13 protein-coding genes are annotated in these 13592 nt (G+C 62.9%); 5 read left to right on the top strand and 8 right to left on the bottom strand.

The annotated features are described in order from the left end of the window. Positions 1-9 precede the first annotated feature (9 nt). Positions 10-1059, bottom strand: a complete 1050-nt coding sequence (locus PI93_RS14985; protein ID WP_039365789.1) for a porin — start codon at positions 1057-1059, stop codon at positions 10-12. A 255-nt stretch (positions 1060-1314) separates the two neighbouring features. After that, positions 1315-1782, bottom strand: a complete 468-nt coding sequence (locus PI93_RS14980) for a VOC family protein (RefSeq protein ID WP_224785718.1) — start codon at positions 1780-1782, stop codon at positions 1315-1317. A 252-nt stretch (positions 1783-2034) separates the two neighbouring features. On the opposite strand from PI93_RS14980, the gene PI93_RS14975 reads away from it, so the two are divergent. The 5 genes from PI93_RS14975 to PI93_RS14955 all read left to right on the top strand — a co-directional run bounded on the left by PI93_RS14975 (position 2035) and on the right by PI93_RS14955 (position 6590). Further along, positions 2035-2688: a GntR family transcriptional regulator gene (locus PI93_RS14975; protein WP_039365791.1), complete on the top strand. Its 654-nt coding sequence runs from the start codon at positions 2035-2037 to the stop codon at positions 2686-2688. Positions 2689-3051: 363 nt separating this feature from the next. Next, positions 3052-3555: an inclusion body family protein gene (locus PI93_RS14970; RefSeq protein WP_039365792.1), complete on the top strand. Its 504-nt coding sequence runs from the start codon at positions 3052-3054 to the stop codon at positions 3553-3555. Between the two features lie 93 nt (positions 3556-3648). Further along, positions 3649-4173 carry an AidA/PixA family protein gene (locus PI93_RS14965; RefSeq protein WP_039365793.1) on the top strand — a complete coding sequence of 175 codons (525 nt, stop codon included), beginning with the start codon at positions 3649-3651 and terminating at the stop codon, positions 4171-4173. Between the two features lie 187 nt (positions 4174-4360). Further along, positions 4361-5587, top strand: coding sequence for an amidohydrolase family protein (locus PI93_RS14960; protein ID WP_039365794.1), 1227 nt, complete (start codon positions 4361-4363; stop codon positions 5585-5587). Positions 5588-5750: 163 nt separating this feature from the next. Next, positions 5751-6590 carry a bifunctional allantoicase/(S)-ureidoglycine aminohydrolase gene (locus PI93_RS14955; RefSeq protein ID WP_039365795.1) on the top strand — a complete coding sequence of 280 codons (840 nt, stop codon included), beginning with the start codon at positions 5751-5753 and terminating at the stop codon, positions 6588-6590. A gap of 63 nt (positions 6591-6653) precedes the next feature. Here PI93_RS14955 and PI93_RS14950 read toward each other — a convergent pair whose 3' ends face one another. The 6 genes from PI93_RS14950 to PI93_RS14925 form a co-directional block, all read right to left on the bottom strand. Continuing rightward, complete coding sequence (locus PI93_RS14950; protein WP_039365798.1) at positions 6654-7544, bottom strand: LysR substrate-binding domain-containing protein; 891 nt, start codon at positions 7542-7544, stop codon at positions 6654-6656. A 139-nt stretch (positions 7545-7683) separates the two neighbouring features. After that, the gene (gene ggt, locus PI93_RS14945) at positions 7684-9234 is read right to left on the bottom strand and encodes a gamma-glutamyltransferase (RefSeq protein WP_407945367.1); all 1551 of its coding nucleotides are present in this window, start codon (positions 9232-9234) and stop codon (positions 7684-7686) included. A 401-nt stretch (positions 9235-9635) separates the two neighbouring features. After that, positions 9636-10172, bottom strand: a complete 537-nt coding sequence (locus PI93_RS14940) for a DUF1097 domain-containing protein (RefSeq protein WP_039365800.1) — start codon at positions 10170-10172, stop codon at positions 9636-9638. 28 nt (positions 10173-10200) lie between these two features. Then, entirely contained in the window at positions 10201-11472 is a 1272-nt protein-coding gene (locus tag PI93_RS14935; RefSeq protein WP_052240370.1) for an amidohydrolase family protein, read from the bottom strand. 227 nt (positions 11473-11699) lie between these two features. Further along, complete coding sequence (locus PI93_RS14930; protein ID WP_039365802.1) at positions 11700-12347, bottom strand: response regulator; 648 nt, start codon at positions 12345-12347, stop codon at positions 11700-11702. Then, positions 12344-13447: a PAS domain-containing sensor histidine kinase gene (locus PI93_RS14925; protein WP_052240371.1), complete on the bottom strand. Its 1104-nt coding sequence runs from the start codon at positions 13445-13447 to the stop codon at positions 12344-12346. Before PI93_RS14925 ends, PI93_RS14930 begins: the two co-directional genes overlap by 4 nt. Positions 13448-13592: the final 145 nt, after the last annotated feature.

Genomic DNA, 13592 nt, shown 5'->3' with positions numbered 1-13592 from the left:
TACCGTCGATCAGAACGCGTGGCGAATACCCAACTGCACCCCCGACGGGTTCTGCGTGCCCGTCGGCGTCACCTGGAAGGTCACCGGGTAATGCACCGTCGTGTCGTTGCTGTGCTGGACACGGGCATAGGTGGCGTACAACGTGGTGCGCTTGGACAGGCCGTACATGTAGCCGACGACGAAGCCGTTGGCGTTCGACAACGCCTTGTTGTCGTCGTCCTGACGGTGGACGAAGCTCGCATAGAAGCGGTGACGGTCGGTCAGCGCGTAGCGCACGCCCACCTGAACATCCCAGCCGCGCACGTTGAATGCGACATACGGCGGATAGGCGTAGTAGCCGTTGTAGGTGTGATAGAGCAAGGTCGGCTCGATGCTGCCGAACTTGTACGTCGCGGCGAAATAATTGTCGCGCGACGAGCGGATCTGACTCGACGAGTAAATGTCGCGCGTATATTGCAACTCGCTCACTGCGCCCAGAAAGAGGCCGCCGTTGCGGTAGTCAAGGGCCGCCGAGTAGAAGCGCCCCGAGCGCGTGCCATCGCCCACGCCGGTCGTCGCCATGAAGCGGCCCATCAGCCCGTTCCAGCGAGGCGTGTTGTATTGGATCGAGTTGTCGACGCGATACGACGCGTAGAAGAACTCCATGTTGTTGACCATACTGAAGTCGGCCGCCCAACTCGGATCGGCGTAGCCCGCGATCCAGTACGACGGCGTGAACTGACGACCCAGCGACAACTCGCCCCACGGTCCTTTCAACCCCACGAACGACTGACGCGCTTGTGTCGACTGCGTGCCGTTGTTGGCCGAGAACATCGGCTCGTAGGTGAAGAAAGCGCGGTTGCCGCCGCCCAGTTCCTCGAAGCCGCTCAGATTGAAGCGAGAGTTGTTCAGGCCGCCGCTCGACATTCTCGTGACTTTGCCGCCGTTCGCCCCCGATCCCCACAACTGCTCCATGTTCAGGTCCACGAACCCCGAGAGCGTCACGCCCCCGGAAGATTGCGCGTACGCACCGCCCTGCATTGCGCCCAGTAGCAATGCACACAACACTCGCTTCTTCATGCTGTCTCCTGAAATTTCTCGTTTTTGTTTGCGGCGCCCCTGTCCGGATGTCTGCCGCCCGCCCGTTATATGTATACAATCTTTCGAATGATTATACATAACAAAGAAATTGAATTTCTACCGCTATTTGCTTATACAAGCGGGCGATTTTTTTATAGCGGGTAACCCCTGATACGCGTTGGCCGCCGCCGGCTGGCATGCCCGGCGGGGAAAAAGAGTCTGGCGGACGATCAGTGCGATAGCCGCGTCGCAGGATCAAAGTCCGGTGCGATCGGCCTGCAATCCCTCGTGACGCAGCTTCGGTGCGTTGTCCGTGCCGGAGCCGTCCTTCGATGCGCCGCCCCAGCCGTGCGCGGTCACGTCGAAGATCACGCCGTTCGGATCGAAGAACTTCACCTCGTAGAAGATGTTGCTCTTCACCGGGACTTCGCCCATGTAATAGCGCCCGCCGGCGGCTTCGATCTTCTCGCGCGTGGCTTGCACGTCTTCGACCCAGATGCCGATGTGGTGCAGCCCCACGTACTCGCGGCCACGATCGCCCGCCGCTTCGTCGTTCTTGTAGTTGAGCAACGCCAGATTGATGACGCCGTCGGACAGATAGACGCCCCGGGCGAGCGACGAGTCCGTCTCCCCCACTTTCTTGAAGTCGAACGCCTGCATGTAGAACTCGGCTGCTTTCCAGGGGTCGGGGACGGAAAGCGCAATGTGACGCAGTTTGGCCATGATGAATGTCTCCTTCGGATTGAGATGTCGGCTCGTGCCGGAACATCCGGCAGAGTCTTTATGTATACTATCTCAGCGAATTGCATTCAAAAACGTATTTTTGAATGCACTGAAGGACATTGAATGCCGGTTCGCTCGCCCGACTTGCGTCAAAGACACCGTCCAGCCTTAAGTCTCCGAAAAAATACCCGTATAATCCCCATGTATACAATCCAATCAGAAAAACGCATCCACGGAGCGAGATAGAACAGCATGGCCGAAACCATTGCCGCACGAATCTGCAGGGTGTTGACGGGCGAGATCATCGACGGACGCCTGCCGCCGGGACAGAAGCTGGAAGAAGTCGCACTGGCCGAGCGCTTCAAGGCCTCGCGCACGCCCATCCGCGAGGCGCTACGCGAGCTGAACGCCCGCGGGCTCATTGAACTCACGCCGCACAAGGGCGGTGTCGTGGCTAGCATCAGCGTGGACGATCTCTCCGACATGCTCGAAGCCATGTGCGAACTCGACGCCCTCTGCTGCCGTCTGAGCGCCCAGCGCATGAGCGCGATGCAAAAGAAGCAGCTCGAGATGATCCACATCCAGAGCAAACAGTGCATGGATGCCGGCGACGAGGCCGGTTATCTTGCGCTGAACCGTGAATTCCACCAGTTGCTGAGCGCGGGAACACAGAACAAGACCCTGATGGCGCTCATCGACAGTCATCGCGACCGTCTGGCCCCTTTCCGGGCGGCGCAGTCGGATGTCGAAGAACGCTTTTCCGTGTCGTTTGACGAACACGACCGCGTCGTCGAAGCGGTACTGGCGGCCGACGCCGAAGCCGCCTACAACGCCATGCGCAGTCACACCGCGCGGCTGAGCATTCATGTGCTCGAACGCCTGCAGCACAGCCGCAAACTCGGCTGACCCTCTCTCAACCTCTCTCAACGGTAACGGGCCGCGTCACTGCGCGCCCCCGGCCCACACCCCGACAACGGTGACACAGCCCATGCCCGCCAAGCGCGCATGGGCTGTTTTGGTGATTGCGCTCCAATTTCTCGATTGGTGAACAGGCAAGCGCGCTGACAGGCCTCGCTGTGGCGGGGCTTAGCGCTCAGGTGTCACTCATCTCGCGCAATCCTCGAGTGGTTGAACGTCGCCCATCCCCTTCCTACGCTCCATCGGTGGAACGCGCTCCGGCGTTTCGCACGCGGCCATCGCGCCGCTGCCTTCAAGGCCGTCGTCGCACTAAGTCGGCGGCCATCAACGCAGTCTTTCGTGGAGAAACACATGTCCGAAATTACCGATGTGCTGGTCAGCATCGACACCAAGACGATCGTCGACCGGTACGGCAAGAACTCCAGCATGGCGAATCCACCGGTCATCGACTTCAAGCATGTCTTCATGATCGTGACGCAGAACAATGTCGTGAGCGGACAGGCCGGTGGGGAGCTGGACGTTGCCGCCACGGTCGGCGACGTCATCCGGTGGCGCGAATGCTCGCTCTCACTGGGCTTCGAGCAATCGTGCATCTTCTACAAATTTGTCGGCAACCAGGGCAACGAGCTGATTTCTCCGCCCTCGCCGCGCGAAGCCGAGGTCACGTTGCCGGTGCCTAACCCGCCGGACCCGACCAAGCCGAAGAAGCAAAAATGCTCGAACTACTTCTGGTCCTGCGAAACGCTCAAGACCGGGCGTGTGACGTACCACTTCCAGTTCATGATTCTCGACCGTAGCGGCAATGTGTGCGGCTGCTACCAGTGGGACCCGTTCATCACCATCCGCAATCACTGACCCACGCCGGACCGCGATCCCTCACCTGCGCAATGTGGCATGGCGGGCTGCCGGATCGCGGCAATGCAACGGCGCTCTACGGCAAGGAACCCCATGTCCGATGCACGAACTCATGGCGCCAGTCACGACGCCCACGCCATCACCGATGTTCTGCTGGTCATCGATACGGTGACGCTGCTCGACCGGCACCCCGATGCGGCGCACGCCCCTGTGGATATCGAGAGCAACGGCTACTACGGACTCGCGCCCGACAAGCAGGCGCTCGAAGGTGTGAGCGCCGCACCTTGGCCGATCGACGTCCGCCCCGGCGACTGCCTGCGCGTGCGCTGGACGCCGCTCGCCATGCGCGGCGAACACGCTGTGCTGCTCCAGCTCGCCTTGGACGACGAATCGACATTGGCAGGATTGCAACTGCATGTTCACGAGCATGCCCAACGCTATGCGCCGCAGTCGGACGCGCCGCAAGAACCCGTCGCGCGCGAAGCCCCCGACGCGTTCTGGCAAGCCGATGTCGTGGCAAGTGGCACGGCCAACGTCAACGTCGAAGCCATCGTCACAGACCGGGACGCCAACGTGCTGGCCCGCCTCCGGTGGTCGCTGCCGGTGGTGGTGTCGTAACTCCCCCGTCAACTATTTAGAAACCGAATGCCATGCATTCTGATATTTAATTTGTCGATGCGTGATCGGTTCGCTATCTTGTAAGTCTTTCCCCGCAGTTTCACCCCCTACGAGACCCCGCGGCGCGGCTGCGCCACCCCATGGAACGCAGCGCCAGCGAGGCCCCGGGCAGGACAGAGGCCGTTCCATGACTCACCGCGTTTTCGTGGGCGCCGTCGACGCCGACGGCAGCCCCCTCGCCCTCGCCACGCGCGACGGTCGTTTCACCTACGTGGGCGCACAAGCGCCCGACAGTACCGGCGCACAAGTCATCGACTTGCAGGGCAAGCTGGTCCTGCCGGGCTTCGTCGACGGGCACATCCATCTGGACAAGAGTTTCGTTGGCGACCGCTGGCGGGCGCATCGTCCCGCCGCAACATTGCGTGAGCGTCTGGCCGCCGAGAAGCAGGAACTTGCCGCCGCCGCGCCGATGGCACAACGCGCCGACGCGCTGATGCGACAAACCGTATCGTTCGGCACCGTCGCCATGCGATGCCATGTCGATATCGACGCCAGCACCGGTCTTACGCATCTGCATGCGGTCATGGCCATGCGTGAGAAGTGGCGCGACCTGCTGGACATCGAACTGGTCGCCTTCCCGCAGGCAGGTGTCATGACCTGTCCCGGCACGGCCGACGTGCTCGAAGCGGCCGTGCGCGAAGGCGTGCAGGTCGTGGGCGGCATCGACCCGACGACATTGGACGGCGATCCGCACGGACAACTGAGTGTGATCTTCGGCCTCGCCGAGAAGCACGGCACGAAAATCGACATTCACTTGCACGAACCGGGCGATATCGGTCTGGCGCAGTTGCACCGTATTGCCGCGCGGACGCAGGCGGGCGGTTTGCAGGGGCGTGTCTCGGTGAGCCACGCCTACGGTCTGGGCGACATTGGCCCCGCAGAACTCGACACCGTCGCGCGCGCGTTGGCCGACGCCGGCGTGTCCATCATGACCAATGCCCCTGGCGATCGGGCGTTTCCCCCGATTCTGCGCTTGCGCGAAGCGGGGGTGCGCGTCTTTACGGGCAACGACAACATTCAGGACAGTTGGTGGCCCTACGGTAACGGCGACATGCTGCAACGCGCGATGCTCATCGGCTATCGCTCGCGCTTCTACACCGACGACGATCTGCGCGTCGCGCTGGAAATGGCGACCGATGCCGCAGCCGCCGTGATCGGCAAGGCGGATTACGGACTGCGCATCGGCAACGAAGCCAGTTTTGTCGTGTTCGACGTGCCGAACGCTGCCGCTGCCGTTGCCGCCGCGCCCGCCGCACGCGCGGTCATTCGTCACGGACGTTATTGGGGCGGCCCGGCGCAACTCGCGCTGGACCCCGCCCTGCTTCAGGACACAGCAGGGTCCACCCCGACCTGACTGTCATGCGCGATGCCGTCGCCTGCGCGAGGTCACGGCGTCGCTCGCGTTCGTCGCGCCAAGGTGAAGCGGTCTGCGCGTGCCCCCAGGCGCCGCCCGTAGCCAAGGCGCCCGGCGACGGACGATGGGGAGAAAAATCAGAATGACTCAGGAGCAATCAGTTATGTCGAAGACCACGTATTACGCGCCGCACGGCGGGCATCCGGGCCAAACGGAACTGCTCACCGACCGCGCGATGTTCACCGAAGCGTATGCCGTCATTCCGAAGGGGGTGATGCGCGACATCGTCACGAGTCATCTCCCGTTCTGGGACAACACGCGCCTGTGGGTGCTGGCACGTCCGCTCTCCGGCTTCGCCGAGACGTTCGCGCAGTACATCATGGAAGTCGGTGCCGGTGGCGGCAGCGACAAGCCGGAGCAGGACGAGAAGGCCGAAGGCGTGCTGTTCGTCGTGGAAGGCGAAATCACCGTGACGATTCAGGGCAAAGCCAACAAGCTCACCCCGGGCGGCTACGCGTTCATCCCCCCCGCGACCGACTGGCAACTGCGCAATCAGAGCCAGAGTACCGCGCGCTTCCACTGGATTCGCAAGCACTATCAGGCGGTGGAAGGGCTGCCCTATCCCGAGCCGTTCGTGAAGAACGAGCAGGATGTCGAGCCGATCGCGATGCCGGGCACGGAAGGCCGCTGGGTGACCACGCGTTTCGTGGACATTCAGGATATGCGTCACGACATGCACGTGAACATCGTGACGTTCCAGCCCGGCGGCGTGATTCCGTTCGCGGAAACGCACGTGATGGAGCACGGCCTGTACGTGCTTGAAGGCAAGGCCGTCTATCGTCTGAATCAGGACTGGGTGGAGGTCGAAGCCGGTGACTTCATGTGGCTGCGCGCCTTCTGCCCGCAGGCCTGCTACGCCGGCGGTCCCGGCCCGTTCCGCTACCTGCTGTACAAGGACGTCAACCGTCACATGACCCTGACGCTTGGCGCTCAGCCGAAGTAATCGCGCAGCCATCGCGCGGTCTTCGCGCTTTCTCTGTCGTGGTGCCCAGGCCGCGCGCGTCGTTCACTTCGACGCGCGCGGTTTCGATTCCAGCATCCCGACAAGCACCTTGGCGAGCGCCCCCACCAGCGGGTCAGCCGTCGGGCGGTGAAAGATCGCCAGCTCGAACGTGTCGATGACCGGCAGCCCCTGCGCGCGCCCCAGCACCGCATGCCCCGGCAACACGGCGCGTGGCGGCACCAGACTGATTCCCATGCCATCGGCCACCGCGCCCTGAATACCACTCAGGCTAGAACTGGTAAAACTAATGCGCCAGTTGCGCCCCATCGCTTCGAGCGCGTTGATCATGTCGTCGCGATACAGCCCGCGTGTGGGAAAGGTCACGAGCGGCACCGGATCGAGTCCGAACGACGGATGCTTTGCACTGTCGATCCACGCCAGCTTTTCGGGGCGACTCGCCACCGACTCCCGACTATTGCGATGTTGCTTCACCAACACCAGATCGAGTTCTCCGTGATCGTAACTGCCAAGCAGGTCGCGGCTAAGGCCGCTCGTCACTTCGAGCTTAACCTGCGGATACTGCCGGTTGAAACGGGCGAGTACCTGCGTGGTGGCGCCGGTGGCGAAGTCCTCCGGCACACCGAGGCGCACCGTCACGGCCACGACGGCGCCGGAGAGCGCTTCGAACATCTGGTCGTTGAGGGTGAGCATCTGGCGCGCGTAGCCGAGCAGCAGTTCCCCGGCGTCGGTGGCGTGCACTTCGCGATTGCCACGCTCGAGCAGCTTGTGCCCGACCATGTCTTCGAGACGTCGCACTTTCTGGCTTACGGTCGATTGCGTTGAGTGCAGACGCGCCGCCGCCGTGGTGAAACTGCCGCAGTCGGCCACCATGATGATCGAGCGCAACAGATCCAGATCGAAGAGCGGTCGATTCGATTTCGCACTGCCAGCCATGTGAGGTATTTACATTGTCGATGGATGGCTGAACTTGTATCACGCGCGACGAACGCCCGGCAACTGGGGTTTGCGTCGTTGCCGGGTATCCCATCGCGCGTGACTGCAAAATCACTGACGCCGCGACATTCGCCAGTGCTCAGAGCCCCAGCGCCCGCCCGTCGCTGCGAGGATCGTGCGCACCGCTCATCTGCCCTTGCGCACCGATGCGAATCGCCCCGGGATGTCCTGCCAACTGGCTCTGCGGCGGCAACGCGCTCATCTCATGCCCGCGTGCGGCAAGTGCCGTGAACACGCTTGCGCCCGCATCCTGTTCGAGCTTGAGACTGTCGCGACTGTCGGAGAACGTCTTGCCGAGCAGGAAACGCGGGCGGCCCAGGGCGGTCAGCGGGTCCATCCCGTAGTCGATCAGACGCGTGAGCACGGCGGCCAATGTCTGCGGTTGCCCGTCGGCCCCCTGCGTCCCGTAAAGCAATTGCGGACGCCCCTGCTTCAGGTACATGCCCGGGTTGAGCGTGTGAAACGGCCGCTTGCCGCCACGCAGCACGTTCGGACTGCTGGCGTCCAGACTGAACGACGCCCCCCGGTTGTGCCACAGCACGCCCGTGTCGCCCAGCACGACACCGCTGCCCCAGTCGAAATACACCGTCTGCAACATGCTCACACAGTTGCCCTGAGCGTCTGCCACGCCGATGTACACCGTATCGCCCGTCTTGAAGACATGAGGCCACGGCATCGCGCGATCCATGCGAATGCTGCGCGCATGCGCGTCGAGACTGGCGCTGGCCAGCAAACGATCCACGGGGACGTCGACGAAATCGGGATCGGCCACGTAGCGATTGCGGTCGATGAAGGCCAGCTTCACCGCTTCGACCAGCACATGGTAGTAGTCCGCGCTGCCCTCGGGCATCGACTTGAGATCGAAGCGATCGAGAATGCCCATGATCTCGAGCGTCGTCACCCCTTGCGTAGGCGGACGCAGCCCCAGCAGTTCACCATCGCGATACGCCACGCGCAGCGGCACTTCCTCGCGGGCCTGCGCCCGGGACAGATCGTCGGCACGCAACGGCGAGCCAACCTGTTTGAGTCCGGCGGCGATGCGTCCGGCCAGATCGCCTTCGTAGAATTCGCGTCCGCCGTGTGTCGCGATACGATCGAGACTACGCGCGAGCGCCGGCTGATAGAAGCGCTCGCCGGCCTGCGGAATACGGCCATTCGGCATGAAGACCGAGGCGAAGCCTTCCCACCCTGACAGCTCGCCCGCGCGAAACGTCTGCCAGAAGTGTTGCGACGGCGTGACGGGGAAGCCGTTCGCGGCGTATTCCGTCGCCCGCGAGAATAGCGACGACCACGCTTGCTGACCGCCCCATTGCGTGCGGCTGATATCGAACGCTTTGTCCCAGATGGCGACGGTTGCCGCCGTGGTGAGCGTTGCCCCCGGCCCTCGCACCGGGATGGCGCTGCCATAGGCCGGCACGTTGGCGGCCGCCTGTCCGATGCCCGAGAGCGTGCGAACGTTGCCGTCGCGGTCGCTGATGACCATGAAGGCATCGCCCCCCAGGCCGGTGAAATGCGGATAGGTCACGCTCAGCACCGCGCCGATGGCAATCGCGGCTTCGAGGGCGTTACCGCCGTTTCGCAGAACTTCGAGCCCTGCCTCGCTCGCCAGTTCGTGCGGGCTGGTCACCATGCCACGGCTCGACTGTGCGAGACGCGGACCGATGGTCGGGTGGGTGTCGGACCTGGCCGCGACGGACGGCGGGGACGATGCCACCGCTTCCGCCGCCGAGGCCGGCAGTACCGCGCTACCGGCTAAAGCGGCCGTGCCCATCAGAAAATTGCGCCGCGCGTTGCTGCTCGCGCCGTCTCCGGTCGTTGCCGGTGGTGTCGTCTTCAGCCCATCGGCCGCTTCTTGTGCGAACTTCATGCCGTCTCCCCTCGGGATGTCGTTGGAAGACGAAGCGCGCCCGACACTGGCAAACGCTTCGCCTTTACATCGTCAAATCGTCAAATCGTTGAACCGTCATGCCGCAGTGCTGCGGTGCCGCTTGCCGCCGCCTCGCGATGAACGTGCGCGGCGGCGATCCCGCGTCAGACCTCGGCTTTCCAGCCCTTCCAGTTGCGCTGATGCGTGACTTCCGGTGCCGAATAGCGTTCCTTCACCCAGGCGTAGACCGGACCGAGCGCATTCATCGCCACGGCCGCGCCCAGGGCGGCGAGCGGGTCCTGCGCCACCGGACCAAAGCCGCCGAACAACGTGGCGAAGTACGTCGCAAAGCCGAAGAACATGCCCGGAATGAAGTTCAGCCCGGGGAAGATGCGAGCCAGCGCCATCATCGTGCCGTTGCCTGCAAAGAGGATCACCATCTCGGCGAGCACGAGCGAGTTTCCGCTGAACTGGGTCGCCGCCTGCTTGAACCCGAGCACAATGAGGAACGCGAAGCACGACCCCACGGGCAGCGTCGCCCAGATACGTTTGAGGTTCACCAGCGTTGGCCCGCCCATCGCGAACGTGGCGGCCCAACTGATGAAGATCGCCCATGGCGGCAAGTGCAGTGGCAGCATGGCAATCGGAATGGTGGTGACAGCCAGTAGTGAGGCAACGACTTCCGCAGGCAGCTTTTTCATGATTGTCTCCTTGAGTTTTATGTGAACTTCATTGCGCACAACAACATGAATGCCGGTGAATCTCGCAGTGATGCTGCGTCACGACCGTGATCCGGCCGCGTTTGATCACCCACAGGCGTGGCGGGATGTCGAGCAGCGCATCGGCCACTTTGAACGTATCGAGAATGATGAGATCGGCCTGCTTGCCCACGGCGATGCCGTAGTCATGCGAAAGCCCGATGGCGCGCGCTGCGTTGTGCGTGCCCATGTCCAGAATCGCCTGCTGGTGCTCGGGCACACCGAACTGCGCAACGTGCGCGAGCAGATTGCCGATCTGCAACATGTCCGCCTTGCCGAACGGCGTGAAGGCGTTGCGCACATTGTTGGACGAATACGCGACGTTCACTCCCGCGCTATGCAGTGCCTTGACCGGCGTGAGACCCCGTCGCTGGTTTTGCGTGTCTTTTCGTCCACCGAGATAGAGGTCGGTCGCGGGCAGCGTCACGATGCTGATACCCGCCAGCCGGATCTGTTCGATCACCGGCGCGAGTTCGTCGTTATCGAGTGCGCCCAGACTCGTCACGTGTCCCAGCGAAACACGCCCCTGATAGCCGATGTCGATGGTGCGTTGCGCGATATAGGAGATGGCGGCGAAGCGTTGGTCGCTGGTATCGTCGGCAAAGTCCGCGTGCATGTCGACAGGTGCATCGAAGCGCTGTGCCAGTTCAAACACGATGTCGATATGCCGCTTGGTGTCTTCCCAGTTCAGCTCGTTGTACGGGCAGCCACCCACCACATCTGCGCCCATGCGCAGCGCGTCGATCATCAGTTCGTAAGTGCCCTTCGACTTGAGAATGCCTTCCTGCGGAAACGCCACGATCTGCAGATCGAGCAGGCTCTGGTATTCGTCCTTCAGGGCGAGCAGCGTCTCGACACCGATCAGCCCCTGAATGAGGTCGACGTCGGGATGCGCACGAATGGCGACCGTGCCGTTCTTGATCGCCATGTCGAGCACCTGGCGCGAGCGATCGAGCACGTCCTCGCGTTCCTGCTTGCTCTTGAGAATGCCGGTGACGCGAATCGCTTCGTCGAGTGTGCCGAAACGCGCTGGCAAGCGTCGATGCAACAACGCCTTGTCCAGATGCAAATGCGCTTCGACAAGACCGGGAATCGCCGCACGCCCTTGCGCGTCGATCTGCTCGTCTGCGCTGGCGTCGATGCCGGGCTCCATCGCCGCGATGCGGCCGCCTTTAATGGCGATGTCCACAAGCGGCGCATCATCGCGGACACATACGTTGTTGATCAGCAGGTCCACATGCATGGTGCGGTCTCCTTACGTCACAGGGTTGAGTTGAAGTGCTGGCAAACGCCGGCCGGGTGGCAATAAACGCGCGCCCCGTGTTCGGGGCCTGAGAGCAAGATTAGAAGAGCGCCCGCGAACGGGGCATCGGGATTTGCTGGTTTTCGTCTAAGAATTTCCCTAGACGCGGTGCAGCAATCAACAGGGTGGGCAAAACGATGGCCGGACACGGTGTCCGGCAAGCTGGCTCAGGCGTCGGTGCCTGCCACGATCAGGCCATGTTCGATAGCGTAATGCACGAGGCCTGCGGTCGACGGGATGTCCATCTTGGTGAGGATATTGGCCTTGTGCGTGCTCACGGTCTTCGCCGAGAGCGAAAGGCAACGGGCAATCTCGTTGATGCCGTTGCCCTCGACCAGCATCTGGAAGATCTGAAATTCGCGGGCGGTCAACCGGGTGTGCGGCAACGCTTCGGCCGGTTGCTGCAACTGACGCACGAGTTTGTCGGCGACCAGTGGCGAGACGACCGTGCCGCCGCGTGCCACACGCCGGATCGCATTCATCAATTGCTCCGACTCGGCGTTCTTGGTGAGATATCCGGCGGCCCCGGCGCGAATGGCCTGCACCGCGTATTGCGACTCCCGGTACATGCTGAGCACGAGCACCGGTAACGCCGGATAGGTCGCCTTGATTTGCGCGATGAGCGCGATGCCGCTCTTGCCCGGCATGGACATATCGAGCAGCAGCACGTCCACGTTAATCAGGCGAAGGCGATTGAGAACGTCTGCACCGTCGACGGCCTCCGACACCACACACATATCGGGCGACGTCGAAATGATCTTTTTCAGGCCATCGCGAATGATGGCGTGGTCGTCGGCAATCATCACGCGCATCACCACGTCTCCCGATGAGTCACGTCTGCGGTGGGGGTGGCGGCCAGCCCGTGTGCTGGCGAACGCGCCGGGATGCGCACGAGCACCCGCGTTCCCTGCCCCGGTGCGCTCTCGATCTCGAACGCACCGCCGAGCATCAGCGCGCGCTCGCGCATGCCCATCAGGCCGAGGCGCTGTCCGTGTCCGGCCCGCGTGGTATCCATTCCCTTGCCGTCATCCGCAATGCTGACATGACAGTGACCGTCGCGCAGATCGAGCACCACGCGCACCTGCGAGGGCTGACCGTGACGGCTGGCGTTGGTCAGCGACTCCTGCACGATACGGAAAATCGCAGTACTGCACTCGCTGTCGAGACAGGCCGTGACCGACTCCGGCATGACCAGTTCACATGGCAGCCCGTGGCGCTGCGTAAACGATTCGGTGAGCCATTCCAGGGCGGCGTGCAAACCCAGCTCGTCCAGGACAGCCGGTCGCAAGTCCGCCGCAATGCGATGCACGGCATCGATAGTCTCGTCGACCAGATCCTTGAGCATCTGGATGTGCGCAGACTGATCGGCCGGTGCCGCGCCGGGTTTTGCCTCCAGATAGCTCAATCCCAGACGCAAGCCGCCCAGCCATTGCCCAAGTTCGTCGTGAAGTTCGCGCGAGAGGCGTGTGCGTTCGGCTTCGCGAACGGTTTGCAGATAGGCGGAGAGTTGACGCAATTGCGCACGCGAGTCGAGCAGCGCCATTTCGGAGCGCTTGCGGTCGCTGATGTCGCGCGAGATGCCGACGGTGCCGACGATGCGCCCCGCCGCGTCACGAATGGGCATCTTGACGGTATCGAACCAGCGTGGCGCGCCATCGGCACCGGGACGGCTTTCTTCATAGCGACGCCGCACGCCGCTGGTCACGACCGCACGATCGGTGGCGAGATAGACCAGCCCCCACTCGGACGACCAGACCTTGTCGGGGGTGCTGCCGATGATTTCCGCTTCGGTACGGCCACAAGCAGCCATGAAGGCATCGTTGACGAGGATGTAGCGCGACTCGGTGTCCTTGAGCCATGCCTGGTCCGGGATATTGTTCAATATCGCCCGGTGCAGTTCGCCATGCGTCTCCACTACGTCTCCTTGCCTGACCACCGGTATGCCGGACTGCCGGAACGGTAGTCGCCCCACCGGGGAAATGGCGCGGCGCAGCAGCGTCAGAGACTCGCCACCGAGACATTCACCCGATGGGAGGCACGCAGTGACGTGAGCGCCGGTC

Source organism: Pandoraea fibrosis (assembly GCF_000807775.2).
In the GTDB taxonomy this organism is placed as follows: domain Bacteria; phylum Pseudomonadota; class Gammaproteobacteria; order Burkholderiales; family Burkholderiaceae; genus Pandoraea; species Pandoraea fibrosis.
This window is presented reverse-complemented; position numbering and strand designations above follow the sequence as displayed.